25 protein-coding genes are annotated in these 24,287 nt (G+C 49.8%); 20 read left to right on the top strand and 5 right to left on the bottom strand.

Annotation, left to right across the window (positions count from 1 at the left end):
* The first annotated feature begins 49 nt into the window (after positions 1–49).
* The gene (locus AACQ93_RS16485; RefSeq protein WP_064606341.1) at positions 50–1,054 is read left to right on the top strand and encodes an acyltransferase; all 1,005 of its coding nucleotides are present in this window, start codon (positions 50–52) and stop codon (positions 1,052–1,054) included.
* 32 nt (positions 1,055–1,086) lie between these two features.
* On the opposite strand, the gene AACQ93_RS16480 is transcribed toward AACQ93_RS16485, so the two are convergent.
* A complete protein-coding gene (locus AACQ93_RS16480; RefSeq protein WP_064606339.1) occupies positions 1,087–1,419 on the bottom strand; it encodes a DUF2500 domain-containing protein in 333 nt (110 codons plus the stop codon).
* A 251-nt stretch (positions 1,420–1,670) separates the two neighbouring features.
* Here AACQ93_RS16480 and AACQ93_RS16475 point away from each other — a divergent pair, with 251 nt between their 5' ends.
* The 5 genes from AACQ93_RS16475 to AACQ93_RS16455 all read left to right on the top strand — a co-directional run bounded on the left by AACQ93_RS16475 (position 1,671) and on the right by AACQ93_RS16455 (position 5,143).
* Positions 1,671–2,036 carry a hypothetical protein gene (locus AACQ93_RS16475; RefSeq protein WP_007469560.1) on the top strand — a complete coding sequence of 122 codons (366 nt, stop codon included), beginning with the start codon at positions 1,671–1,673 and terminating at the stop codon, positions 2,034–2,036.
* Positions 2,037–3,054: 1,018 nt separating this feature from the next.
* On the top strand, positions 3,055–3,678 hold the full coding sequence (locus AACQ93_RS16470; RefSeq protein WP_064606337.1) for a lysoplasmalogenase: 624 nt from the start codon (positions 3,055–3,057) through the stop codon (positions 3,676–3,678).
* Between the two features lie 79 nt (positions 3,679–3,757).
* Positions 3,758–4,075 carry a putative signal transducing protein gene (locus AACQ93_RS16465; RefSeq protein ID WP_064606335.1) on the top strand — a complete coding sequence of 106 codons (318 nt, stop codon included), beginning with the start codon at positions 3,758–3,760 and terminating at the stop codon, positions 4,073–4,075.
* 86 nt (positions 4,076–4,161) lie between these two features.
* Positions 4,162–4,401, top strand: a complete 240-nt coding sequence (locus AACQ93_RS16460; protein ID WP_064606776.1) for a YecH family metal-binding protein — start codon at positions 4,162–4,164, stop codon at positions 4,399–4,401.
* 154 nt (positions 4,402–4,555) lie between these two features.
* Positions 4,556–5,143: a YhgN family NAAT transporter gene (locus AACQ93_RS16455; protein WP_064606333.1), complete on the top strand. Its 588-nt coding sequence runs from the start codon at positions 4,556–4,558 to the stop codon at positions 5,141–5,143.
* A gap of 55 nt (positions 5,144–5,198) precedes the next feature.
* Here AACQ93_RS16455 and AACQ93_RS16450 read toward each other — a convergent pair whose 3' ends face one another.
* Both AACQ93_RS16450 and rsmD read right to left on the bottom strand, forming a co-directional pair.
* Positions 5,199–5,465: a DUF1145 domain-containing protein gene (locus AACQ93_RS16450; protein ID WP_007469550.1), complete on the bottom strand. Its 267-nt coding sequence runs from the start codon at positions 5,463–5,465 to the stop codon at positions 5,199–5,201.
* The gene (rsmD, locus tag AACQ93_RS16445; RefSeq protein ID WP_036801253.1) at positions 5,462–6,067 is read right to left on the bottom strand and encodes a 16S rRNA (guanine(966)-N(2))-methyltransferase RsmD; all 606 of its coding nucleotides are present in this window, start codon (positions 6,065–6,067) and stop codon (positions 5,462–5,464) included. Before rsmD ends, AACQ93_RS16450 begins: the two co-directional genes overlap by 4 nt.
* A gap of 84 nt (positions 6,068–6,151) precedes the next feature.
* Between rsmD and ftsY the strand changes: the two genes are divergently transcribed.
* From ftsY to glpD, 9 genes are all read left to right on the top strand, one after another.
* Positions 6,152–7,519 carry a signal recognition particle-docking protein FtsY gene (ftsY, locus tag AACQ93_RS16440; RefSeq protein WP_064606331.1) on the top strand — a complete coding sequence of 456 codons (1,368 nt, stop codon included), beginning with the start codon at positions 6,152–6,154 and terminating at the stop codon, positions 7,517–7,519.
* A 3-nt stretch (positions 7,520–7,522) separates the two neighbouring features.
* Positions 7,523–8,191, top strand: a complete 669-nt coding sequence (gene ftsE / locus AACQ93_RS16435; protein ID WP_007469544.1) for a cell division ATP-binding protein FtsE — start codon at positions 7,523–7,525, stop codon at positions 8,189–8,191.
* Positions 8,181–9,107, top strand: coding sequence for a permease-like cell division protein FtsX (gene ftsX / locus AACQ93_RS16430; protein WP_064606329.1), 927 nt, complete (start codon positions 8,181–8,183; stop codon positions 9,105–9,107). The genes ftsE and ftsX overlap by 11 nt, the downstream gene beginning before the upstream one ends.
* Before the next feature lie 133 nt (positions 9,108–9,240).
* Positions 9,241–10,101, top strand: a complete 861-nt coding sequence (rpoH, locus tag AACQ93_RS16425) for an RNA polymerase sigma factor RpoH (RefSeq protein ID WP_064606327.1) — start codon at positions 9,241–9,243, stop codon at positions 10,099–10,101.
* A 521-nt stretch (positions 10,102–10,622) separates the two neighbouring features.
* Positions 10,623–10,952 carry a thiosulfate sulfurtransferase GlpE gene (gene glpE, locus AACQ93_RS16420; RefSeq protein ID WP_007469536.1) on the top strand — a complete coding sequence of 110 codons (330 nt, stop codon included), beginning with the start codon at positions 10,623–10,625 and terminating at the stop codon, positions 10,950–10,952.
* Positions 10,953–10,973: 21 nt separating this feature from the next.
* The gene (gene glpG, locus AACQ93_RS16415; RefSeq protein WP_064606325.1) at positions 10,974–11,816 is read left to right on the top strand and encodes a rhomboid family intramembrane serine protease GlpG; all 843 of its coding nucleotides are present in this window, start codon (positions 10,974–10,976) and stop codon (positions 11,814–11,816) included.
* A 265-nt stretch (positions 11,817–12,081) separates the two neighbouring features.
* The gene (gene glpT, locus AACQ93_RS16410) at positions 12,082–13,455 is read left to right on the top strand and encodes a glycerol-3-phosphate transporter (protein WP_064606322.1); all 1,374 of its coding nucleotides are present in this window, start codon (positions 12,082–12,084) and stop codon (positions 13,453–13,455) included.
* Positions 13,456–13,552: 97 nt separating this feature from the next.
* Positions 13,553–14,314 (top strand): DeoR/GlpR family transcriptional regulator, encoded by a 762-nt coding sequence (locus AACQ93_RS16405; RefSeq protein ID WP_064606319.1) that lies wholly within the window; start codon positions 13,553–13,555, stop codon positions 14,312–14,314.
* Positions 14,315–14,522: 208 nt separating this feature from the next.
* On the top strand, positions 14,523–16,043 hold the full coding sequence (glpD, locus tag AACQ93_RS16400) for a glycerol-3-phosphate dehydrogenase (RefSeq protein WP_064606316.1): 1,521 nt from the start codon (positions 14,523–14,525) through the stop codon (positions 16,041–16,043).
* Between the two features lie 72 nt (positions 16,044–16,115).
* On the opposite strand, the gene AACQ93_RS16395 is transcribed toward glpD, so the two are convergent.
* Positions 16,116–16,529, bottom strand: a complete 414-nt coding sequence (locus AACQ93_RS16395; protein WP_064606312.1) for a flagellar basal body-associated protein FliL — start codon at positions 16,527–16,529, stop codon at positions 16,116–16,118.
* 169 nt (positions 16,530–16,698) lie between these two features.
* On the opposite strand from AACQ93_RS16395, the gene AACQ93_RS16390 reads away from it, so the two are divergent.
* Both AACQ93_RS16390 and ubiA read left to right on the top strand, forming a co-directional pair.
* The gene (locus AACQ93_RS16390; protein WP_064606310.1) at positions 16,699–17,247 is read left to right on the top strand and encodes a chorismate--pyruvate lyase family protein; all 549 of its coding nucleotides are present in this window, start codon (positions 16,699–16,701) and stop codon (positions 17,245–17,247) included.
* On the top strand, positions 17,238–18,098 hold the full coding sequence (ubiA, locus tag AACQ93_RS16385) for a 4-hydroxybenzoate octaprenyltransferase (protein ID WP_064606307.1): 861 nt from the start codon (positions 17,238–17,240) through the stop codon (positions 18,096–18,098). Before AACQ93_RS16390 ends, ubiA begins: the two co-directional genes overlap by 10 nt.
* A gap of 360 nt (positions 18,099–18,458) precedes the next feature.
* Here ubiA and plsB read toward each other — a convergent pair whose 3' ends face one another.
* Positions 18,459–20,909, bottom strand: coding sequence for a glycerol-3-phosphate 1-O-acyltransferase PlsB (gene plsB / locus AACQ93_RS16380; protein ID WP_064606305.1), 2,451 nt, complete (start codon positions 20,907–20,909; stop codon positions 18,459–18,461).
* Positions 20,910–21,242: 333 nt separating this feature from the next.
* Here plsB and lexA point away from each other — a divergent pair, with 333 nt between their 5' ends.
* From lexA to coxB, 3 genes are all read left to right on the top strand, one after another.
* Complete coding sequence (gene lexA, locus AACQ93_RS16375; protein ID WP_007469518.1) at positions 21,243–21,863, top strand: transcriptional repressor LexA; 621 nt, start codon at positions 21,243–21,245, stop codon at positions 21,861–21,863.
* Between the two features lie 143 nt (positions 21,864–22,006).
* The gene (locus AACQ93_RS16370) at positions 22,007–22,804 is read left to right on the top strand and encodes a class I SAM-dependent methyltransferase (protein ID WP_064606303.1); all 798 of its coding nucleotides are present in this window, start codon (positions 22,007–22,009) and stop codon (positions 22,802–22,804) included.
* A gap of 367 nt (positions 22,805–23,171) precedes the next feature.
* The gene (gene coxB / locus AACQ93_RS16365; protein ID WP_064606773.1) at positions 23,172–24,281 is read left to right on the top strand and encodes a cytochrome c oxidase subunit II; all 1,110 of its coding nucleotides are present in this window, start codon (positions 23,172–23,174) and stop codon (positions 24,279–24,281) included.
* Positions 24,282–24,287: the final 6 nt, after the last annotated feature.

Here is a 24,287-nt window from a genome sequence, read left to right as displayed (position 1 = left end):
CTGCTATATTAGAGCAATAGGAATTGCATAGTAGTGTGGAGGCTGGCAGGTGAGGCAGAAAATTGTCTATTTTGACTTGATGCGTTGTGTCGCAGCCGTTGCGGTGGTGGTGATCCATGTGTTGGGGCCTTATCGTGAACAGCTGGGGATTATTGCTGATAGCAGCTGGTTCACCGCCATCAGCTTTAACAGCTTCAGCCGCTGGGCCGTGCCGGTTTTTATTATGATCACCGGTGCCCTGATGCTCTCGGATACCCGGGAATTTAACTTTGGCTATTATGTCCGGCGGCGGCTGGGTAAGGTGCTGGTTCCTTTTCTGGTATGGTCTGTCTTTTATGCAGCGCTGTCAGGTTTGTCGGCTTCCGGTTATACCTTTGCGATGGCATGGGAAACCCTCAGGGCGATGCCTTTCCACGAAACCTATTACCATCTGGGTTTTTTCTACTACTTCATCCCCCTTTATTTTGTTGTGCCGTTCTTGAACTATTACGTCCGCAAAACGGATCGGGGCGGGGTGATCGGCCTAACCTGTGTCTGGCTGGTGCTAACTACCTTATTCCTGTTCAAGATTGACGGTTTCTGGAGCCACGAGCTGATTTTGTATAGCGGGTATTTACTTCTTGGCTATGGCTTGTTCTGTTATCAGTGGCCGCCATTAAAATCGCTGCTGGTGCTGGGAATAGCCGGCTTATTGCTGACTGACTATATGGTTGTCAGCAACAGCTTCAGTGCCGGGGAATATACAGTCGGGCGCTGGCTGTCTTATAAAACGCTGAATACTGCACTGATTGCGGCAATGGTGTTTGCCGTGTGCCGTCATCTCGGAGAGCATCTCAGTCCGATCTGGCTGGAACGGACGGCGTTTATGAGCCGCTATAGCCTGGGAATTTATCTGCTTCACCCCATTTTCCTGTGGCCAATCCGCGAATATGACCTCTATTTTGCCCACCCGTTGATTATGATCCCGTTCTGGACATTGATCTGTACCGCATTGGCGTTACTGGCCAGCTGGATACTGGCCAAAAATACCAAAACCGCCTGGCTGGTTCCTTAACCGAGCCGGCGAAGTGCTTTTGTTAACAAGTGCTAACTGCGTTTAAGGGCAAAGTGGATGAAGTTTAAGCCCCGGTAGGTCAGGGTGCCGTGGTCGCCGCGATTTAAGGCATGGTAATAGTGGATGCCTATCCTGAACTCACGTTTCGGGCCACCGGAACAGGGTTGGACGTAAAGCCAGTACTCTTCGTTATCTTCACCGGGCTGGCTGTTGCTTAAAGGGATGCTTTGTTTATCGAGTACTTTTACATCGATTTTTTGCTCGGGGGCATTGTCGCCCAGGGTATGGCGGCGATAGGAGTAGAAAAAATACAAAACAGAAACGATAAGTAAGGTGATAAGTGCCAGCACAATCCCTATAGGCATGACGCGAACTCCCTGATGGTTTGAATACTGCCATTATTATGGAGTGGTCGTTAAGGGAATATAGCGGAGAGGAAAAAGCGTGAACCTGGCTGGAGTTTATTGGTTGCGATCATGGCAATGATGATATTGGGAAGAGATTGTGTTTTTGGTACAAATCTGCAGGAATGTAATGTAAATCAATGTTATCGGGCTGGGCATGCCTCGCAAGTCACGGTAAGGTAGAAACAAGAGAGCAGAAAGGAGGTCTGTTTATGGCCAATATTGAACTCGTCGTGACTCGTACAAGGCGCATAGAGCACTTACTTCGCGAACGCTACCATGCCGAAGGTAAAGGGTTACACCAGCTGATCACTAGCTGTGAAGAGCGTCTGCCCCACGAAATTATCCCCAAGCTGCGATTTATCGCGACTGTACGTAACAAGACAGTCCATGAAGAGGGTTACAAACTGGATGATAAAGCCGGGTTCCTGGCGGCATGTCGGGATTGTGAAGAGGAGCTAACACCACGAAGTGGCCGTTTTGTCTGGACGGTGGCAGCACTGGTTGTGCTTGGATTCACTGCTCTGGCGGTATGGTTCTATTCAGAACACTGGCATCGTATTAACCTGACTCCCTGATTTTCCCCCTCATTTGATCGCCCCTTGAGGGATGATTTCCGGTTCTTTCTACATTGTGCGTGAAAACAAAAAAAGGTGCCTTCAGGCACCTTTTTTCATGAATTTATTTTTTGCTTAGTAGATTACAGGCAGCGTCATTAAACCGACAACCACTGCGATCATCATAAGCCCTTGTTTTTGAGATGAAGTAATCATAGGTAGGCTCCTTATTAGCTGCTAATCTTAACTTGGTTTAAAGAATAGCACTATTTTTGGGGTTTAGGCAAGCCCAAATGTGATTTTGGTGGAAAAAGTAAAGTTTTGTTCTCTAATAAGGGCTGTTTTAGGGCTATTAAATTGTGTTTTTTGGGGTGTTTAAAATGTGATCTCTGTGGTTGTGCTGTGCTCTTTTCTGTTTAAGGTGTTGAATTTAAAGGTTTTGTTTCTGTGTTTTTCTGTGTTTTTTTGTTTTTCTTGAGTTTGTTGGTTTTTGGGCGATCGGTGTCGGCTGACAGGCTCAACTTGGTGATTTGAAGGATGTGTTACATAGTGACAACAGTTAACTGTGACGCTGATCTCACTGATTGCAGATAATTATTCTTGAATGAGTTTTGTCGGGATAAGTGACTGCTTGCTGAGAGCGAAACTGCCGATGATGGGAGTCAAGGCCGAGATTGTGATGCTTAAATGCGGTTTTTGGATTTAAGTTGTTGATTTAAAATGGTGTTAACGATGGCGTAAAGACGTATTTTTGACGCTTTTCTGCTTATTTGGTGACTGATTGATGGCAATAAAGTGTTATTCATTTATCTCAGGCGGTGAATGCCCGGCTTTATGTTGATTTCTACGAGCTATCAGACTCAGGTTGGTCGTTATTTATATTGTGTGCTGTGTATCGGAAAATTGTTTTTTTGTTTTCAGCCAGCTGATCCCTTATGTTTTTTTAATCGGTGTCTAGTTCTCGTCGTTCATAGCTAGACAATCACTGCGGGCTTTCTAAACTGTTCCTGCTTATAACAATAATGATATCGGTGAAGTTATGTGGGTATGGTTAGCCATCTCTTTTTCCGCTCTGTTACATATTACAGCCGCTTATAACGGACCTAAGTGGCAGTACTACCTGTTCAAACCGTTCACCATGGTATTGCTGATGGTGGTGGCCTGGCAGTCAGGGCTGGATGGTTTTTATCATCAGGCGATTTTTGTCGGCCTGATACTGTCGGTTGTCGGTGATATCTTACTGATGTTGCCCAAAGACCGCTTTGTTCCGGGGTTGGTAAGCTTTTTGCTGGCTCATATCGCCTACTCCTTGGCATTCTGGAGTCAGTTTGAAGGCAATATCATCTGGTGGCTGCCAGCCTTGTTGTTTGCCGGTGGGATCATTGTGTTTTTGCTTTTCCTGCCTTCCCTTGGTTCACTGATCTTGCCTGTTGCTCTGTATATTGCAGTGATAGTACAGATGGCTTGGGCGGCAGGTGAGTTCTGGCTGACTGTCGGCTCCACTGCCAGTGTGCTGGCTTTTGCCGGTGCATTAGTCTTTATGCTGTCAGACACCGTGCTGGCGATGAACCGCTTCCGCGGCCCCCTTACTTCAGCAACGGCAGTGGTGATGACCAGCTATTATCTGGCTCAGGCGTTGTTTGTGGCGTCACTGTTAGCATAACGGCAAGGGAACTGGGCTGATTGTGGTCTTTGTCTGTAATTCATTGTCAGAACGGCGGCTGTGCTGCAAGGAGTGCGAGATGAATGAACCATGGGTGAAGGTGTATAACGCTGCGAATAATCTTGAGGCGCACAGCCTTAAAGGCATGCTGGAGAATGAAAATATAGCGGTGCAGCTCAGTGGTGAAAGCCTGGGTTCCGCGGCCGGCGAACTGCCTGCTGATGTGGTACAGGTAGGGATTTGGGTTTGCGAAAACCAGGTTGCGGCAGCCAGAGTGCTGATCGAGCGTTATGAAAATGCGGACTATCCAGACTGGCGTTGTCCGAACTGCGGAGAGCAGAACGAAGGGCAGTTTGAAATATGCTGGCAGTGCGGACATGATAAACATACATTTTAAATGCAATAATTTGTTCTGGGTCAATCTGGCCCGTCGCTAGTGTGGTTTAATCAGCTTATCCCTTTTTGATGACTGCGAGTGAAACCATGAACCAGATCCATGCCCATAACGTTCTTAATATGCTGTTGGCTGCTGAGACGCCATATACCAAAGAGTCTTTAAAACAAGCGGTTATTGCTGAATATGGTGAAGATGTTCGTTTTCATACCTGTAGCCAGGAAGGCCTGACCTTTGATGCTTTGCTAACGTTCCTGCTGGATCGCCGCAAGGTTGTAGAGAATGGCGATACCATTGCAGCCAATAAAGAGCGCATGTGTAACCACTGATTCTCATTCCCTGAGAGAATTTGCAGGCAAGGTGGTAAAAATATCGCCACCTTGCTGTTCTTTTGATATACTTTTCCCCTCTTTGTCAGCGTCCCTGCTGATACCGTAGTTTTTCTTAACTTTCTGTCTTTAATCTCTGTCTGAGGTCTGCTCTGTGGAAATCATTTCTGCGGCGGTCATGCTATTTCTGATCATGGATCCGCTGGGTAACTTACCGGTAATGTTGTCTATTTTGCGGCATATTGAGCCGAAAAGACGACGTATTATCATGGTGCGTGAGCTTTTGATTGCGTTGTTCATCTTATTGATGTTCTTGTTTGGCGGTCAGAAGATGCTGAATTTCCTCCATGTATCGGCGGAAACAGTCAGTATTTCAGGCGGTATTATTCTGTTTTTGATTGCGATTCGGATGATTTTCCCGCAGCCGGGTGGGGTGACCGGGCTGGCTGCCGGTGAAGAGCCATTTATCGTGCCGATGGCTATCCCGATGATTGCCGGACCGTCGGTACTGGCGTCGCTGTTGCTGCTGTCAAACCAGGAACCGGGACGAACCTGGGACTGGGTGCTGGCGGTGCTGATGGCATGGGGCGCATCGTTTGTGATCCTGATGTTCTACGAAGTGTTCAATCGCCTGCTGGGTGAAAGAGGACTGAAGGCGGTCGAGCGCCTGATGGGCCTGTTGCTAATTATGATGTCGACTCAGATGTTCCTCGACGGAATCCGCAAGTTCTTTGGCCTTTAATTGTTGAAATAAAAAAGCGAGATCAGAATCTGATCTCGCTTCTCGCTTCTCGCTTCTACATCATATGCTTGCGTCGGATATCCAGCAGGGCAAAGATGCCAAAGATAAGAATTGACCACTTTTCCCAGCGGCTCATTTCGATTTTGTCACCGAAAGCACCGATGAAGATCAGCATCTGCAGGCCGTGCATCATCAGTAAAAACCCGGTCATGATATACAGTGCCATCGCGGCAACACCCGGGAACGGGTAGAAAATATTAACCAGCAAAACCAGCCAGACGAATCCAATTGCCGCCTTGGCTAATAAAATCAGCGCTTTCATGCTTCCTCTCTTTCAAATAACCGGTAACAGACCTGACCGGCTGTTTTTTCCCTGTGTAAATGCCAGTGGGATGGGGTATCCAGCTCGCCCAGCTCTTTTTCTGCTTCAATATAAATGATGGCATGCGGTGCCAGCCAGCCATTCTCTTCCAGCAGGCTGAAAACATCCTGAAGCAGGTTTTTGCGGAACGGGGGATCAATAAAGACCACGTCGTGAGGTGTGCCAGGCTGGCTCAGGAACTTCAGGCTATCCGTATTATGGATGGTGGCGTTGTCCGCACCGATCGTTGCTCGGTTTTTTTCCAGCTGATCGGCGGCTTTTTTATCCAGCTCAATCATAGTGACGCTGTCTGCGCCGCGGGACAGGGCTTCGAAGCTCAGGCTACCGCTGCCAGTGAACAGATCCAGGCATTTGGCCTCATAAAGATCCTGAGCTAACCAGTTGAAAACTGTCTCTTTTACGCGATCAGTGGTAGGTCTGAGACCTTCAACATCATGGACCGGTAGTTTACGCCCGCGCCAGCGACCACTGATGATTCTTACGAATCCTTCTCGGCGGTTATTTGGCATATTTCGCCCTGATTGTTGTCTGCGTCTCGTCATAGATTTCTTCGACCGATTAGAAAATGATAGTATACACCTGTTTTTAGGCTGCAAATTGTACCAATCAAGCTCTAGGATTTGCCAATGGCAGAAAAAAAGAAACGCGGATTATTCTCGTGGCTGGGTTTTGGTTCTGAAGAACAAACCGAGCAAACTGAACAACTGAAAGACCAGCAAGAGGTCGAAACTGAAGCGGGTGCTGAACAACAGGCGCCGGCACAAGACGAAGTAGCGCAAGCTAAAGCTGAAGAAGAGGCTGCGGCTGCCAAGGCAAAAGCGGCAGAAGAAGCGGAAGCTGTGGCGGCGGCACAGGCTGCTGAAGAGGCCGAAGCACTGGCGGCGGCCAAGGCGGCAGAAGAAGCAGAAGCTTTGGCAGCGGCGCAAGCTGCAGAAGAGGCTGAAGCCCAGGCGGCGAAAGCAGCTGAAGAAGCTAAGGTTGCCGAAGAAGCTAAAGCTGTAGAGGAAACCGAAGCGGAAGCTGAACCTGAAGTTCAGGAACACGAGGTTCATGAACAGGAAAAGCCGAAGAGTGAGGGTTTCTTTAGCCGCTTGATGCGTGGTCTGAAGAAAACCAAGACCAACTTTGGTTCCGGCTTTATGGGTTTGTTCCGTGGCAAGAAGATCGATGACGAGCTGTTTGAAGAGTTGGAAGAGCAGTTGTTGATTGCCGATGTGGGCATGGATACTACGCTGAAAATTATTGAGAACCTGACTGAAAAAGCCGATCGCAAGGAGCTGAAGGACGGTGAAGCCCTGTATGCTCTGCTAAAAGATGAACTGGGCGATATGCTGGAAAAAGTCGAGCAGCCGCTGGTGATTGATACTACCCGTAAGCCGTTCGTGATCCTGATGGTCGGTGTGAATGGTGTGGGTAAGACAACTACCATTGGTAAGCTGGCTAAGCAATTCCAGAATGAAGGCAAGTCAGTGATGCTGGCGGCGGGTGATACCTTCCGTGCCGCTGCTGTTGAACAGCTGCAGGTATGGGGTGAGCGTAATAACGTGCCAGTGGTTGCCCAGCATACTGGTGCTGACAGTGCTTCGGTTATTTTCGATGCCATTGAGTCGGCTAAAGCTAAAAATATCGACGTGGTGATTGCTGATACTGCAGGTCGTTTGCAGAACAAAGGCAACCTGATGGAAGAGCTGCGTAAGATTGTTCGCGTAATGAAGAAGGTCGATCCGCAGGCGCCGCATGAAATTATGCTGACTGTGGATGCCGGTACCGGCCAGAATGCGATCAGCCAGGCGAAACTGTTCAGTGAAGTTGCTCCGGTGACTGGTATCAACATTACCAAGCTGGATGGTACAGCAAAAGGCGGGGTAATTTTTGCCATTGCCGATCAGTTCAATATTCCAATCCGCTACATTGGTGTCGGTGAAGGTATTGAAGATTTGCGTCCGTTCGCCGCTGATGAGTTCATTGAAGCGTTATTTAGTGACGAGGAATAAATCGTGATTCGGTTTCAGCAGGTTAGTAAGGTTTACCGCGGTGGTCGTCAGGCCCTGCAAAAAGTGGATTTTCATCTGCGACAGGCAGAGATGGCGTTTTTGACCGGACATTCCGGCGCGGGCAAGAGTACCTTGCTGAAACTGATCTGTGCGATTGAACGGCCGAGTGATGGCCAGATTTTCTTTAACGGTCATGATATTACCCGTCTCGATAACAGTCAGATCCCGTTTTTGCGCCGCAATATCGGGATTATTTTCCAGGACCACAAGTTGCTGATGGATCGCAGTGTCTATGACAACGTAGCTTTGCCGCTGCGGGTGGAACTGGCATCGGAAAAAGACATCAAGCGCCGGGTTTCGGCAGCGCTGGACAAGGTTGGTCTGCTGGATAAAGCTCGTTGCCTGCCAGTTCAGCTTTCCGGTGGTGAGCAGCAGCGGGTCGGGATTGCCCGGGCGGTAGTGAACAAGCCGCGTCTGCTGGTTGCGGATGAGCCGACCGGTAACCTGGATGCCGAGTTATCGCAGCAAGTGATGCGACTGTTTGAAGAATTTAACCGGGTAGGGGTGAGTGTGCTGATGGCGACCCATGATACGTCGCTGCTGAGTACCCATGACTACCGGCGGTTGGACCTACATCAAGGACATTTGAGGGAGATAGCACGTGGCGCGTGAGCAAACCGGCTATTTTGCCGTGCATAAGCAACAATGCCTGGGGGCACTGAAAGAATTGATGCGGCGGCCGCTGGGCAATATCTTGACTCTGGCGGTGCTCTCTTTTGCCCTGACTCTACCGGCCAGTTTTTATCTGCTGGCGAAAAATGTCGCCTTGGTTGCCCAGGCTTGGCAGAACCCGACCCAACTGACCCTCTATTTAGATCAGAATATTTCTCAACCGGTAGCTAACCAGTTCAGCGATCAGCTGCGTGGCTGGCCGGAAATTGAATCGGTGGAGTATATCTCGCCGCAGCAAGGCCTGACGGATTTCCGTGATCATGCCGGCTTTGATCAGGCTCTTAGCCTGCTGGATGAAAACCCGTTGCCATCGGTAGTGGTGGTGCGTCCGGCATCGGAGTGGCAAACCAGTGAGCGTGCCACAGAATTGGCTGCCAAAATCCGCACCGAGCCAACCGTGGACGAAGTTCGCCTTGATAGCGACTGGCTGCAGAGGTTGGCGGCAATTAAGGATTTGGCTGTAACCATGGCAACTTTGATGTCCGGCCTGATGTTGTTTGCGGTCTTTCTGATTGTCGGTAATACCCTGCGCTTGCAGGTACAGAACCATAAAAACGAAATTCAGGTGATGAAGCTGGTAGGAGCGACTGATAGTTTTATTCTGCGCCCGTACCTTTATACCGGTGCCTGGTATGGTTTTATCGGGGCAGCTGTTGCCTGGGTGTTGACCGCGATTGTGACTATACTGCTTGATAACGCGGTGGCAAAACTGGCTGCGTTATATGACAGCAGTTACCGTTTGGTCGGCCTGCGTTGGGACGAAACCCTGATTTTGTTTATGGTGGCAGCGTTTCTTGGCCTGCTGGCTGCACGCCTTTCGGCGGGTCGCCATTTGAAAGAAATTGAACCTATCTGACGTTTTTGACTCTATAAATGATGTAAATTACGCGACTTGCTTGCAAAGGTGCTTGAATTCTGGGCATCATTACAGGTTCAAGTGATTTCTCATTGGTTCAAAATAGATACAAACAACACACGAGGTTGATTGAATGGCACAAGAGATGACATCAATGGCTTTAGTTTCTGCAGACAGCCTGGACGGTTATATCCAGAGCGTCAACAGCTACCCGATGCTTTCGGCGGAGCAGGAACGCGAGTTAGCTGAGCGTCTTCACTATGATGGTGATATTAACGCGGCGAAGGCGCTGGTTATGTCTCATCTGCGTTTCGTGGTGCATGTTGCCCGAGGCTATTCAGGTTATGGTTTGCCGATGGCGGATCTGGTTCAGGAAGGCAATATTGGCCTGATGAAAGCGGTTAAACGCTTCAATCCTGAAGTGGGTGTACGCTTGGTGTCGTTTGCTGTCCACTGGATCAAAGCTGAGATCCACGAGTATGTTTTGCGTAACTGGCGGATCGTTAAAGTTGCGACCACCAAGGCGCAACGTAAGTTGTTCTTCAACTTGCGTAAGGCGAAGAAACGTCTGGGCTGGTTCAATAACGAAGAAGTCGAGATGGTTGCCGAACAGTTGGGTGTGGATGCCAGCGAAGTGAGAGAGATGGAATCGCGCTTAGCCGCTCAGGATTCTACTTTTGAGATGCCGTCTGACGATGATGATCGTGATGGTGCTCCGTCGGCCCCGGTTTATTACTTGGAAGATAAGTCTTCGGATGTTGCGCTGAGCTTTGAAGAAAACAACTGGGAAAGCTATGCCAATAACCGTTTGTCATTGGCATTGGCAAGTTTGGATGATCGTAGCCAGCATATAGTCCGTTCCCGCTGGTTAGATGATGAGAAAGCCACACTGCAAGAGTTGGCGGATCATTATGGCGTTTCGGCGGAAAGGATCCGCCAGCTTGAAAAAAATGCCATGAAAAAGCTGAAAGAAGCTGTGGGTGATGTGATCTAAGGATCCTCGATTTTTTATCCACACGATTGAATTAAAGAAAGCCGGCCTAGAGCCGGCTTTTTTGTGCCTGATTTCTGGGAGATAAATCACAGATGTGAGTAGCTTTGTGGATCAAATGAAAGGTTATCCACAGCTTTTGATCGGATCCAATCTATATGTAGTGGATCCAAATCTACCAAAACACATTATCAACGCTATTCACAGTTTTTTCCACAGCTGGTGGCAAAATGATCAGTGAATAAGTTTGATGGAGTGGGAGTAACGAAAGAAACCTTGTCCTGCCTGATCTCAGTAAAGGAGGTTGCTGTTGTTGATAGCCTTACTATCTCTGTGAGGTTGTGAGTAACTTTGTGGGGTACAATGATGCGGTGGCAGTATCCCGGGCGATTTGCTCCGGCCGGGATCCTAAAACGGATGATCATCACATTTTTTCTGCCACGAAGATCACCCAATGACAATTACATACTATTTCGGCTATTGACTCAGTTAGCCAATATTGAGAAAGAATAATGAGGCAGCCCATGGATCAGTTTGAGCACATTTCGGTAGAGCAGGCTTACCTGCTGTTGCAGCAGGAAGACCTGAAGGCGGTGTTGGTGGATATCCGTGATCCTCAGTCATATGCTCAGTCACATGCTGAGTCAGCCTTTCACCTGACTAATGATACAATTGTTCAGTTTATGGAGCTGGTGGATTTTGAGCAGCCGGTCGTTGTGATGTGTTATCACGGCATCAGCAGTCAGGGAGCTGCGCAATATCTTGTTAATCAGGGCTTTGATACTGTATATAGCCTTGATGGTGGTTTTGAGGCCTGGCGCCGACAGGCCTACCCTTGTATTTCACAGGCTTGAGCCCTGTTAGTGGAGAACTGAATGTATCGTTTAGCCGGTCTGAACAATCCTCGCCAGGCGCAGGCGTTCATTGATTATATGGCGTCGCGTGGGATCACTCTGACTATGGCCCCGGAGCCGGAGGGAATGTTTGCCATTTGGCTGAATGATGCACAGCATCTGATTGAGGTGCAGGCTGAGCTGAATATGTTCCTGGCTAATCCTAGCGACAGTAAATATCTGGCGGCATCATGGCAGGTGGCTGAAACCCGGACTGCGAAGATTCATTATCGTAGCCCAAATCTGCTGGCTATCATCAAAGCCAAAGCCGGGCCTTTTTGCCTGTCGGTGATGGTGGTCGCTATTGCGATTTATGCGCTGTGGCTGTTTGGTTTGCAGCAACCGATGTTCAATTGGCTGCACTTTCCGTTTATGGATGGTGACCAATGGCAGATCTGGCGCTTCTTCTCTCACGCATTACTGCATTTTTCGACCGTGCATATTGTCTTCAATTGTCTGTGGTGGTGGTTGCTCGGCGGCCAGCTGGAGCGCCATAGCGGTAGTAGCAAGTTGATGCAGGTGTTTCTGATTTCCGCTTTGATCTCCGGCTTCGCTCAGTTCTGGTTGCATGGGCCAAATTTCGGCGGCCTGTCGGGCGTGGTTTATGCGCTGATGGGATATTTCTGGTGGATGGGCTGGCTGGCCCCGGAGCGGGGGCTGACTATTCCTAAATCTTATGTCGCCTTTATGCTGATTTGGTTGGTTTTAGGCTTTGCTCAGCCGCTGGGGGTCAATATGGCCAATATGGCTCACCTGTTTGGCCTGATTAGTGGCTGCGGGCTGGCATTGCTGGACGCCAAGGGGCGGCGCCAGAGCATTTCCTGATGACGACAGGCAAGATTGCTTGCCTGCTGTTTTCACTTTATTACCTACTGATTATGCTTGTTTTTTCCGGATATACGTCAAAGTTTTAGAGTAAAAGCACCATAGATGGAAATTAAATCTTCGTTTTTGATTCTTTTCACATTTTAAACTCACCATTCGCGCAATAATTTGCATACCTTGAGCGCAACCGATTATTTTCGCTCGCCCTACATTTGCGATTACGCAAAAACCATCGCTAAAACAACAAAATTTTAAGGAACATCTTATGTTTGGCATCTTCAAACCTGCTGCACATACGGAGCGTCTCCCTGACGGGCAGATCGATCCCGTATATAAGCGCCTGCGTTGGCAACTTTTCATTGGTATTTTCTTTGGCTATGCCGGTTACTACCTTGTTCGTAAAAACTTCAGTCTGGCAATGCCTTACTTGATTGAAGAATACGGCTACAGCCGCGGTGACCTGGGTGTGGCCCTGGCTGCGGTATCTATTGCTTACGGCCTGTCTAAATTCCTGATGGGTAGTGTGTCAGACCGATCTAACCCGCGTTATTTCCTTGCCGCCGGTTTGTCGATGTCGGCCATTGTTATGCTGTGCTTCGGTTTTATGCCTTGGGCGACCGGTAGTATTGCGGCTATGTTTATCCTTCTGTTCCTGAACGGCTGGTTCCAGGGTATGGGGTGGCCTGCCTGTGGCCGTACCATGGTTCACTGGTGGTCTCGTAAGGAGCGTGGTGAGATTGTATCGGTCTGGAACGTTGCCCATAACGTGGGTGGTGGCCTGATTGGTCCTATGTTCCTGCTGGGTCTGTGGGCATTCAATGATGACTGGCGCACTGCTTTCTACGTACCGGCTTTCTTTGCCTTGTTGGTTGCAGCATTTACCCTGCTGGTAATGCGCGATACTCCGCAGTCTTGTGGCCTGCCATCAATCGAAGAACACAAAGATGATTATCCTGACAGCTACGATGAGTCTCACGAGAAAGAGATGACAGCGAAGGAAATCTTCTTCAAGTATGTATTTAACAACAAACTGCTGTGGTTCATTGCAGTTGCAAACGCCTTTGTTTACATGATCCGCTACGGTGTATTGGACTGGGCGCCGGTATACCTGAGTGAAGCAAAACACTTTACCGTGGATAAGTCTTCATGGGCTTACTTCCTGTACGAGTGGGCTGGTATTCCAGGTACGCTATTGTGTGGTTGGATGTCGGATAAATTCTTCAAGGGCCGCCGAGCTCCGGCAGGTATCCTGTTCATGGCGCTGGTTACTGTTGCGGTACTGGTTTACTGGTTCAACCCGGCGGGCAACCCAACCATCGATATGATTGCACTGGTTGCTATCGGCTTCCTGATTTACGGTCCGGTTATGCTGATTGGTCTGTATGCACTTGAACTGGCTCCGAAGAAAGCGGCAGGTACAGCAGCAGGTCTGACTGGTCTGTTCGGTTACCTTGGTGGTGCGGTAGCGGCGAACGCTGTCTTGGGTTACACCGTTGACCACTTCGGTTGGGACGGCGGCTTCATGGTACTGACTGCTTCTTGTGGTCTGTCTATCTTCTTCCTGACCCTGGCACTAATTGGTGAAAGCAAGCTTCATAAGGAAGTTGTAGAAGCTAAAGCTGAACAACAAAATGCGTGATTGAGAGCGCCATCATTGGCATCTTTATAACGCTCTAGGTAATATGACAAGGCTTCGCAATCGCGGAGCCTTGTTGCAACTAGGAGCAGCGTCTGTAGTGAAGCAAAGTAAACGACATCAGGAAATTATCGATCTCGTTAAAACTCATGGCTATGTCAGCACTGATGATTTGGTCGAGCGTTTTAACGTGAGCCCGCAAACTATCCGTCGTGACCTCAATGAGCTGGCCGCGGATAACAAGATCCGTCGTCACCATGGTGGCGCCACCATTCCTTCAAGTTCCGTCAATACCTCATACAGCACCCGTAAAGTGATGAAACTGGCAGAGAAAGACAACATTGCCAGGGCCATGGTTAAGCACATCCCGGATGGGGCAACCTTGTTTATTGATATTGGCACGACACCAGAAGCGGTTGCCCGTGCTTTGCTCGATCACAATGACCTGCGTATCGTGACCAATAACCTCAATGTTGCCAGTATCCTGACCGGCAAAGATGACTTCCGGGTGATCCTGGCCGGTGGCGAAGTGCGTAATCGCGACGGCGGGATTGTCGGTGAAGCGACGCTGGATTTCATTTCCCAGTTCCGTCTGGATTTCGGCATTATGGGGATCAGCGGCATAGACCTTGACGGTTCGCTGCTGGATTTTGATTACCATGAAGTCCGGGTGAAACAGGCAATTATTGAGAATAGTCGCTGTGTGCTGCTAGGGGTCGACCATACTAAGTTTGGCCGTAATGCCATGGTTAACCTTGGTGATATCAGCCAGATTGATATGCTGTTTACCGATCAGGAGCCTCCGGCGGAGCTGGCCAAGCGGCTAGCGGAAAATGAAATTCATATGGAAATCATCAGCTGATCCATCGCTTGCGATAAACAGACAGATTCTTTCAAACGGGCTGCCAGTAATGGCAGCCCGTTTTTTGTTAAAACCATAATAACCTCATGGCTTTTGTAACAAATCGAAAACAAAAAATAATGATCTTAATCAATTTATGATCTATTATGCTCGATATCGAGCGTAAACGAACATTTTCGAACTTATTCCATATTGATTGAGGTGTGCTATGCGGGAAACAGCAAAGGAAGTCTTGGATCTGATTGTCGTCGGGGGCGGTATCAATGGTGCCGGCATTGCGGCGGACGCAGCTGGACGCGGGCTGCAGGTCGGTCTGTACGAAGCGGCGGACTTTGCATCAGCTACATCTTCAGCCAGCTCTAAGCTGATCCACGGCGGTCTGCGTTACCTGGAGCATTATGAATTTCGCTTAGTCGGTGAAGCGTTGGCAGAACGTGAAGTTCTGTTGCGTAAGGCCCCACACATTGCGCATCCGATGCGTTTTCGCCTGCCGCACCGTCCGCATCTGCGCCCGGCCTGGATGATCCGTGCCGGTCTGTTTCTTTATGATCACTTGGGTAAGCGAACCACACTGCCAGCCAGCCACGGGGTAAAGTTCGGTCAGGATTCTGTACTGGTGCCGGAAATTACTCAGGGGTTCGAGTATTCCGATTGTTGGGTTGATGATGCTCGTTTGGTGATCCTCAATGTCATGGAAGTGGCAGAGCGTGGCGGGGAGGTTCGTAACCGCTGTAAGGTAGAGCAGGCGGTCAGGGAAGGAGAGTTGTGGCGGGTTACCGTGCGAGACACTTTGTCCGGTGAGACGTTTGAGCGCCGGGCTCATGCTCTGGTTAATGCAGCAGGTCCTTGGGTGAAAACCTTTTTTGATCAGAGTATGGAAGAGGCATCACCGCGCAATATCCGTTTGATCAAGGGCTCACATATTGTGGTGCCGCGAGTACATGATCAGACCCAGGCTTACATTCTGCAAAATGAAGACAGTCGGATTGTGTTTGTGATCCCTTATCTGGATCGTTTCTCGATCATTGGTACCACAGATGTGGAATATCAGGGCGATCCTCGTGATGTAGCGATTGATGACAATGAAATCCGTTATCTGCTTGATGTTTATAACAACCACTTTACCCGCAAGCTGACCCGTGATGATGTGGTCTGGACTTACAGTGGAGTTCGCCCGCTGTGTGATGATGAATCTGATTCACCGCAGGCGATCACCCGCGACTATACCCTTGAGCTGGAGCAGGAAGGGAACAACCCGCCGTTGCTGTCTATTTTCGGCGGTAAGCTGACAACCTACCGCAAACTGGCTGAAGCGGCGATGGTGAAGCTGGCACCCTTCTTCCCGAAAATGGGGGCCTCCTGGACGGCGAATGCTTGCCTGCCGGGCGGTGACGCGGAATTTGATCGCCAAAGCCTGGCTGCACAGTTGCAGCACCAGTGTCCTTGGTTGTCTGACTTCACGATTGAGCGCTTGGCGACCAATTACGGTACGCGTGCTCTGAAAATGTTGGAAGGGATCAGCGGTGAAGCTGAGATGGGACGGTATTTCGGTGAGGGCCTGTATGCTTGCGAGCTTGATTACCTGATTGAGCATGAGTTTGTTCAGGCGGCAGAAGATGCGCTGTGGCGACGCAGCAAGCTGGGGCTGTATCTCGATGCCGGGCAGCAGATAGCGGTTGCTGAGTATATTGATCAGCAGCGTCAGGCCGGTTCGGTCGCTGCAGCTTAGAAGTTGCGGCTAGTAAATAGTAAAAAAGGCGCTGAGGCGCCTTTTTCATACCTGTGATCCGTTAATTCGAGCTTACTGATAAAGGTATTTGGTAAACAGCAGCTCGGTCAGCACTTTCTGTCGGGTTTCTGCAATCAACAGCTCATTGGCTTTGTTGAGACAGGCCTGGCGGATTTCTTCTCGTCCGGCCAGAGATTTGATTTTGGCCTCCGGTTGCTGGCCAATAATGGTAATGATGGCATCACGGATCAGCGGGGAGTGGTGCTCGACAATTTTGATCAAGTCCGGGTCGGCTACCATCAGGTCAATCTGAAGGCGAAGGTAGCCGATGCGTTTGCCCTGGGTGTAGTAGTTGGTTGTGATATCCGGGGACAGGGTGTAATAAGTGTATTGCGGGCCCGCGGCTTTTTCTTCTTCCGCCGAAGCATTAAACGGAGCCAGCAGGGTGGCAAAAAGCAGGGTGAAGCCTAAGATAATCTGTCTCATTATTACACTCATGGATTTATCGGGATTTCAGGTAATGATTTGCTTTCTTTCGATCGTAACGATATTCGTACCCGTTACAGCTTGCTACAATAGTGTTTCCTCATGGTAATAAATTAACCGTACTCTACCAACCCCCTGATGACAGGTTGGTATACTTTTTATTAGAAAAATGTCGAAATTCAAGCAGTTGTACAAGCCCTTGTTGGCTCGTGCCAAATGGCAGGCACCGGAAGAAACAGCCATTGAAGGGACTGAGTTTGGGCATTGGTTGCTTGAACCTGATTCATTATCGCGCCGATTTCAGCGCTATTGTGAGCATTTCAGCGTATCCCTGATAGAGCAGTTCCGGGTAGAACCGTCGCAACTGACCGATGATGAACGGTCGCTGATTGGTGATGGTGATTGCCTGGTACGCAAAGTTGTCCTGAAAGGAGACGGGGAACCTTGGGTGTTTGCCCGTACACTGATCCCGTTATCAACCCTGACTGGCCCGGAGCGCGATTTAGAGCAGCTGGGTGAAATGCCGTTAGGTTTTCGGGTATTTACCGATCGCAGTGCGCGACGTGATGCCCTGATGGTGGCCAATGTCGGCACGAAAGATGAGCCGATGTGGGCACGACGTTCGCGGTTGTGGATTAACGATAAGCCCCTGCTGGTCGCTGAGTTGTTTCTGGAAGCTGCCCCTGTTTATGCGAAGGAGACTCAAAGTTGGAAATAAGCAAAGCTAAAGCCTTTTGGCAGTTAGCGCGGTTTGATCGTCCGATTGGTAGTTTACTGCTGCTGTGGCCGACCCTGTGGGCATTGTTCCTGGCAGCGGATGGCATGCCGGACTGGCATGTCCTGACGGTTTTTGTGCTCGGGGTGATTTTTATGCGGGCGGCAGGTTGTGTGATTAATGATTATGCCGATCGCAATTTTGACGGTCATGTGAAGCGAACGGCACAGCGGCCGATGCCGTCGGGCAGGATCACTGAGCGTGAGGCATTGGGCCTGTTTGGCCTACTGGTGCTGGTGTCCTTCCTGCTGGTGCTGACCATGAATACCCTGACCATTATGTTGTCTGCGGTTGGTTTGTTGCTGGCGGCAACTTACCCGTTTATGAAGCGCTATACTCATCTGCCGCAGTTGGTGTTGGGCATCGCGTTTGGCTGGTCGATCCCGATGGCTTACGCTGCGCAGTCCGGTGAATTGCCGATTGTTGCCTGGCTGTTGTTCGCAGCCAACATTTTGTGGACGATTGCTTACGATACCCAATACGCCATGGTTGATCGCGATGATGACCTGAAAATTGGTATCAAATCAACGGCTATCCTGTTTGGTAAATTCGATAAAATCATCGTCGGATTGTTGCAGTTAGGCACCCTGGTATTCCTGATTGCCGTTGGCGCGATATTGTCACTGAGCCAGCTGTATTTCTGGTTCCTGCTACTGGCATCGGCATTGTTTGTTTACCAGCAAATGCTAATCCGCGGCCGAGAGCGCGGTCCTTGCTTCAGTGCTTTCCTGAACAACAACTATGTCGGAATGCTGATTTGGGTTGGTATTGCGGCCAGTGTTTGTATCGGCTAGTTGTTCACAAATCAGTTAGCTGTCTGTAATTAGCAGACCATGGAAAAGCGCCTTTATCCGGCGCTTTTTTTGTGCCTGTGATTATCTGTTAGAAAGTTAATGGCGGTTAAGAGAGGTTTTGACCACCGGTATACCCAAAGCTTCCTAGGCTGTACTTACGAGGTAGTGGTATAGCTGGTGAATTTGATTATGCTCTTTAAATTCAGCCTATTAAGTTGGATTTTGCTAGCCGAGTACAGCTTTGGGAGTAATTGGAACATGATAGCTCTAAAGCTGTATGGCGGAATACCGACGAAAAAAAGCAGGTCCCGGAGGACCTGCTGAATTTGGTGTAAAGAACTGAATCCTAGCCTTGTATTATCAGGCTGCGGACTCGGATTCTTCGACTTTTTCTTCCCGGTTCATTACTGCTTGGATTGTCAGTTTCACTTCTGGTGAAACCAGTGCAGCCAACAGATCGGCCAGGTTTTCTACCGGATGTGATACCGCGTGGCACTCCTCATTGAGGTAGCCTTCCGCTCGCAGGGTCTTCACCAGAGTGGCAAATACACCTTTATCGAAGAATTCCGGCGCATTGATACCGTGTAGTCGGCTCAGGCGTTGGGCCATCATCTGGCTCTGCTGTTCCAGATCGCTCTTCATCAGCTGCGGCTCAGAGCGTAGCAGGGTCAGGGCAATCGCGTAGCGCTGCAGTGTTTCAGAGATAGTACGTGCCAGTAGCTGCAGCGGACCGATACGGGCGCTGTTTAGGGCAATATCATCACCTTCTTGTAGGATCAGGCGCTGGCGAACCAGTTCGTCGATCTGGGCATTGATTACTTCAGTCAGTTCCTCTTTTTCAAAGCGAAGGAACAGCTCTGCTTTGAGGAACGGGTACAACAGCTCAACCTGCTCATGCAGTGCAGCCTTGCTCAGGCGCTGGTGCTGAACCACGATGTGGGCAATCAGCGACGGCATCGCAAACAGGTGGATAATGTTGTTGCGGTAGTATGTCATCAGGATTGACTGTTGACGGTTAAGCGAAATGATGTCGCCCAGGCTGTCACGCTCAACAATGAACTTATCCATATCAATGGCGTGGCCAACCAGTTCTGCCGCGGTGTTATCCGGCATGGTGCATTGCTCTGAGTACGGTACATTGCGCAGCAGTTGCAGGTAGCAGTCAATTTGCTGCTCCAGCTCTTCACGGCTCAGCGCACGTTGGCGTGATGCCAACAGGGCCAGGGCGCTCAGAGTCAGGGCGTTGGTGGCTGCCGCATCGTTGATGTGGGTCATCATCTTATTGGCCAGCTCATTGACCACTGGGTTCAGCCACTGCGGGCGCGGCGGTTCAATCGGATCGACATCGTTATGCCATTCAGGCACCTTGTCATTAAGGTAGTGGTTCAGCGAGATAGGCTCACCGAAGTTCACATAACCCTGGCCGAGGTTGCGCAGTTTACGCAGGGTACGCAGCACCTGGCCGACGTTTTCTTTTTCCTTGCGTTTGCCGCGTAGCTCCTTGGCATAGGTTGCTACTTCCATTACGTGTTCATAGCCGATGTAAACAGGTACCAGAGTTACTGGGCGGTTGAGGCCGCGCAGCATTGCCTGGATGGTCATCGACAGCATACCGGTTTTCGCCGGCAGCAGGCGTCCTGTACGGGAACGACCACCTTCGCTGAAGTATTCAACCGAGTAACCTTTGGCAAACAGCTCAGACAGGTATTCACGGAATACGGTTGAGTACAGGCGATTACCTTTGAAACTGCGGCGGATAAAGAAAGCTCCACCACGGCGGAAAATCGGACCGGCCGGGAAGAAGTTCAGGTTGATACCGGCAGCGATGTGCGGTGGAACCAAGCCTTCCTGGTACAGAACGTAAGACAGCAGCAGGTAGTCCATGTGACTGCGGTGACACGGAACATAAACGATTTCGTGACCGTCCTGGGCCAGTTGACGGACGCGCTGGGCGTTATGGATATTCAGACCCTGGTAGAGTTTGTTCCACAGCCAGCCAAGGAAGCGGTCACCGCGCTTGATCAGTGAATAAGAGAAGTTGGCAGCAATTTCTTCCATCATATCAATGGCTTCTTTGCGTACTTTCTCTACCGGCACGTCGCGGCTTTCGGCTTCTTCGGCAACGACTTTCTCGATTGCCTTGGATGCCAGCAGGCGTTTGAACAGGGCCTGGCGATCCGGCAGCTTAGGACCGGAAGCAGCCAGCTGCTGACGCGAAAAGTGGATCTTGGCGACACGCGCCAGTTTGTGGGCGATGGAATCGTCGGTGCCGTGGTGGTCGGCCATATAACGCAGCGATACCGCCGGGCTCAGGCGTACCATACAGTCGCGGCCGTGGGCCAAGATAGTGAAGAATTTTTCCGGTCCGTTCAGCGGGCGCAGGGTCGGTTTCTGGTTGTCTTCCTTACCAGGTTTGCGTCCCCATAGGATAGATGCCGGAACAACCTGGACATCCAGCTCGCTGTCTTGTTTGTGGTGCTCAAGCAGGGCGGTGAACAGGTCTTTGGATTCTTGCGGGAGTTCACTGTCGGAGCCGAACACGCTTGGGCCTTCGGCAATGTATACATAACGGACGTAAGACTTACCGCCAATCTCCAGTGGTTGCAGCGGATCAGGCAATCCCAGTGCCTCTGTGCTGCTGCGCAGGGTCATTAAATCTGTGTTAGAACAAAACGGCAGAATATAGATAATCGGTCGTTCTAAATCTAATTCCAGATCCGCCATTGGATCTGAAGGGATGGAATGCGTTTTAACCAGCAGAGAAAGCGGCAAATTTAATAAATTTCGATAGATTTTCTGCCAACTTGACATATCTTTTACTAGCCTCGAATTCTTAATGCGTGGCAAGAATAGCAGAAAATGCCAGCGGGTTTGCTGCTAAATGCCACATAGTTTTGGTTGAATATCAAATTTGCATCAGATTTTCTGTAACTTATTGTTCTTTTTTGTGCCATTTGCTGCTTATCACACTTTTCCGAGAAGTTATGCGGTTTTTCGCCGGACTTAACTGCAAAACCCTTGCTTTAACAGCAACCTGCCTTTTATGTCATTTGGTAAATTGCTCTTTTCGTAAACAATTGCCTTTTCAAGCCAGTGAACACTGGATATACTCACAGTGAACTGTATAAACAGACAGGGTGAGCCATGAAGCCGTTAACGCCGCGCCAACAAGAAGTCTTTGATTTGATCAAAGCAAAAATTGAAGATTCTGGAATGCCGCCAACACGTGCTGAGATAGCCCGTGAACTTGGATTCCGTTCCGCCAATGCTGCCGAAGAGCACTTGAAAGCATTGGCGCGTAAAGAAGTGATTGAGATCATTCCCGGAGCATCTCGTGGCATTCGCCTGCTGCTGGATACCCAGAGTTCTGAAGAGCAGGGCCTGCCGCTGATCGGTCAGGTTGCTGCGGGTGAGCCTATTCTGGCTCAGGAGCACGTGGAAACTCATTACGAAGTCGATCCGGCATTATTTAAACCCCGCGCTGATTTTCTGCTTCGGGTTAATGGTATGAGTATGAAAGACATCGGTATTATGGACGGCGATTTGCTGGCTGTGCATAAAACCCAGGACGTTCACAACGGTCAGGTTGTGGTGGCCAGGGTGGAAGACGATGTCACCGTTAAGCGTCTGGAGAAGAAGGGTTCCCAGGTGCTGCTGCATGCTGAAAACGAAGAGTTCGAGCCGATTGTTGTCGATCTGAATTACCAGCAGCTGACCATCGAAGGTATTGCTGTCGGGGTGATCCGCAACGGCGACTGGATGTAACTCTCTGCCAACAAAAAGCTTTTGCTGACAGGCTTTGTTTTTATGCCGTCTGAGGTGTAAAAAATAGCCATTTTTTGAACAGAATGTTTTGCAAAAGTTAATGATAGTCATTATCATCTTCTTGCTTTCATACGGAGATGATAATGACCAATTCTTCCCGCTACAATATTCCCACTGCCTTGCTTCAACCGCTCTGGCTACGTAGCCGCGAGAGTTTGGTTGATGACGGGCTAATCTATGACCCGGTTGCTGCTGCGGCCTGTAGCCAATGCCACCTCAAACCTGATTGCCTCGTTGGTAATGTTACTGAACGCCAGTTGCTGCATGCCACCCTTACTCTGCAGTGTGACCGTTTGGTCCAACAGTTTCTCAGGCGTCATCCCAATGGCTGGATCATTAATGTCGGGGCGGGATTGGATACCCGTTTCTACCGTCTTGATAACGGGCGTTGCCGCTGGTTCGAGCTGGATACCGATGAAAACCTGTTGTGGCGACAGCGTCTGTTTCACCGTAGTGAGCGCTATACCATGCGTCAGGGTTCGGTAACCGACTTATCCTGGCTTAAGGCGCTGCCGGCGACGGGGAATGCCCCGGTATTGCTGCTGTGCGATCAGGCTTTGCTGCAATGTAATGATAATGAACTGGCGAATTTTATTCAGCGTATCGGCTGCCACTTCAGTCAGATAGAAGCTTGTTTTGTTATCGCCGGGGATCGTTGTGAGTCCGCAATGGCGCAGAAGATGGGTGCTGATATTTATCGGCATGGCTACAAGGATCCGGTACGCCAGATATTGAACTGGCTTCCCTGGGCTGAACTGGTCAGCAGCCACAGCCCGCTGGATCATTCATGCTCCCGCTGGCGTCCATGGCAGCGCTGGATTGCGAAAATCCCTAACCTGAAATACCGCCTTACCCCGGTACTGGTGCATATCCGGCTGTAACATCAGACTGGACAATAATTGGAGTTGCCAGTTCAGACTATTTTATTCTGGCTATTGTTCAGTTTGATATAACCTTCCTGCTGTTACCTGGCATTTTATTCTGCATTTTTCTGTTTTGAGTAGTCTGGCCTGCCTCGGGCTATACTGCTTTGCTGCATACTTTTTCCCGCCAATTTATTGCTGGTTTCTTCGATCCTGTCCTAAGTTAATTGTAAATAAAGTGTTAATCAAAAATAGTCTGGATTAACTCATAGATAGTATGGGTATTTTCTATTTCCCGGCAGGCTGCCGGGTGATTGTGGAAGGACAAAAGGGAGGGATCCTGGTGACGATTCGCCAATTGTTCAGCGGATTGCCGGCGGCATTGATGGCACTGCCTGTCGCGGCTGAAACCGAAATTATGCGCCTTAATATGACCCCCGGTGTCACCGAAGTCAGCCAGCGCGTTTACGATCTTCACATGACCATTCTTTATATCTGCATTGCCATCGGTATTGCAGTTTTCGGGGTGATGTTCTGGGCCATTATTCATCACCGTAAGTCGAAAGGGGCTGTGGCAGCATCATTCCATGAGAGCACTAAAGTCGAAATCATCTGGACGGTGATCCCTTTCATCATTCTTATTCTGATGGCGATTCCGGCCACCAGTACCTTGCTGGCAATGGAAGATTCATCAGAGTCAGACATCACTATCCAGGTCACCGGTTCGCAATGGAAATGGCATTACCGCTATTTCGATGAAGATGTTGAATTTTATTCACTTTTGGCGACCACAACAGCCCAGATCGAGAATAAACGCGACAAGCGCGATAACTATCTGCTGGAAGTTGATCGCCCGCTGGTGCTGCCGGTGGGTCAGAAAGTTCGTTTCCTGATCACTTCCCAGGATGTCATTCACTCCTGGTGGGTGCCGGATTTTGCAGTGAAGAAAGACGCCAACCCCGGTTTTATTAATGAAGCCTGGACCCGGATTGATAAGCCCGGCATTTACCGTGGTCAGTGCGCCGAGTTGTGCGGTAAAGACCATGGCTTTATGCCCATCGTGGTGATCGCTAAGGAGCAGGATGACTACAACCAGTGGTTGCAGGCGACCAAAGTGGCCCAGCAGCAGGCCCGTGAGGAAGAGCAGCGCCTGCTGGCTATGGAGATGTCGATGGATGAGCTGATGAGCTTGGGTGAACAGGTTTACGGCACCCGCTGCGCCATGTGTCACCAGTTAAATGGCGAAGGGCTGCCCGGCGCATTCCCGGCTTTGGCCGGACAGGGGGTGTCGGTTGATCCGGCCAAGAAGCTGGAACATATCAGCATTGTGGTACATGGCCAGAGCGGTACGGCAATGCAGGCATTCGGCCCGCAGCTTAGCCTCAAAGAGTTGGCGGCGGTCGTGACGTATGAGCGAAATGCCTGGGGTAACAATACTGGCGATACAGTGCAGGCGGCCGATGTTCAGGCTGTTCTTGATGGTCAGGAGCTTTAGGGAGAG

It is taken from the genome of Photobacterium sp. J15 (assembly GCF_963870815.1).
GTDB lineage: Bacteria > Pseudomonadota > Gammaproteobacteria > Enterobacterales > Vibrionaceae > Photobacterium > Photobacterium marinum.
Note: the sequence above shows the minus strand (reverse complement) of the source record. Positions and strands in the feature narration are given on the sequence as shown.

Coding starts and splice junctions, on each gene's coding strand:
- AACQ93_RS16480 (WP_064606339.1), bottom strand. CDS start 1,419: ATGCCTATAGGGATTGTGCTGGCACTTATCACCTTACTTATCGTTTCT.
- AACQ93_RS16475 (WP_007469560.1), top strand. CDS start 1,671: ATGGCCAATATTGAACTCGTCGTGACTCGTACAAGGCGCATAGAGCAC.
- AACQ93_RS16470 (WP_064606337.1), top strand. CDS start 3,055: ATGTGGGTATGGTTAGCCATCTCTTTTTCCGCTCTGTTACATATTACA.
- AACQ93_RS16465 (WP_064606335.1), top strand. CDS start 3,758: ATGAATGAACCATGGGTGAAGGTGTATAACGCTGCGAATAATCTTGAG.
- AACQ93_RS16460 (WP_064606776.1), top strand. CDS start 4,162: ATGAACCAGATCCATGCCCATAACGTTCTTAATATGCTGTTGGCTGCT.
- AACQ93_RS16450 (WP_007469550.1), bottom strand. CDS start 5,465: ATGAAAGCGCTGATTTTATTAGCCAAGGCGGCAATTGGATTCGTCTGG.
- rsmD (WP_036801253.1), bottom strand. CDS start 6,067: ATGACGAGACGCAGACAACAATCAGGGCGAAATATGCCAAATAACCGC.
- ftsY (WP_064606331.1), top strand. CDS start 6,152: ATGGCAGAAAAAAAGAAACGCGGATTATTCTCGTGGCTGGGTTTTGGT.
- rpoH (WP_064606327.1), top strand. CDS start 9,241: ATGGCACAAGAGATGACATCAATGGCTTTAGTTTCTGCAGACAGCCTG.
- glpE (WP_007469536.1), top strand. CDS start 10,623: ATGGATCAGTTTGAGCACATTTCGGTAGAGCAGGCTTACCTGCTGTTG.
- glpG (WP_064606325.1), top strand. CDS start 10,974: ATGTATCGTTTAGCCGGTCTGAACAATCCTCGCCAGGCGCAGGCGTTC.
- glpT (WP_064606322.1), top strand. CDS start 12,082: ATGTTTGGCATCTTCAAACCTGCTGCACATACGGAGCGTCTCCCTGAC.
- glpD (WP_064606316.1), top strand. CDS start 14,523: ATGCGGGAAACAGCAAAGGAAGTCTTGGATCTGATTGTCGTCGGGGGC.
- AACQ93_RS16395 (WP_064606312.1), bottom strand. CDS start 16,529: ATGAGACAGATTATCTTAGGCTTCACCCTGCTTTTTGCCACCCTGCTG.
- AACQ93_RS16390 (WP_064606310.1), top strand. CDS start 16,699: ATGTCGAAATTCAAGCAGTTGTACAAGCCCTTGTTGGCTCGTGCCAAA.
- plsB (WP_064606305.1), bottom strand. CDS start 20,909: ATGTCAAGTTGGCAGAAAATCTATCGAAATTTATTAAATTTGCCGCTT.
- lexA (WP_007469518.1), top strand. CDS start 21,243: ATGAAGCCGTTAACGCCGCGCCAACAAGAAGTCTTTGATTTGATCAAA.
- AACQ93_RS16370 (WP_064606303.1), top strand. CDS start 22,007: ATGACCAATTCTTCCCGCTACAATATTCCCACTGCCTTGCTTCAACCG.
- coxB (WP_064606773.1), top strand. CDS start 23,172: ATGGCACTGCCTGTCGCGGCTGAAACCGAAATTATGCGCCTTAATATG.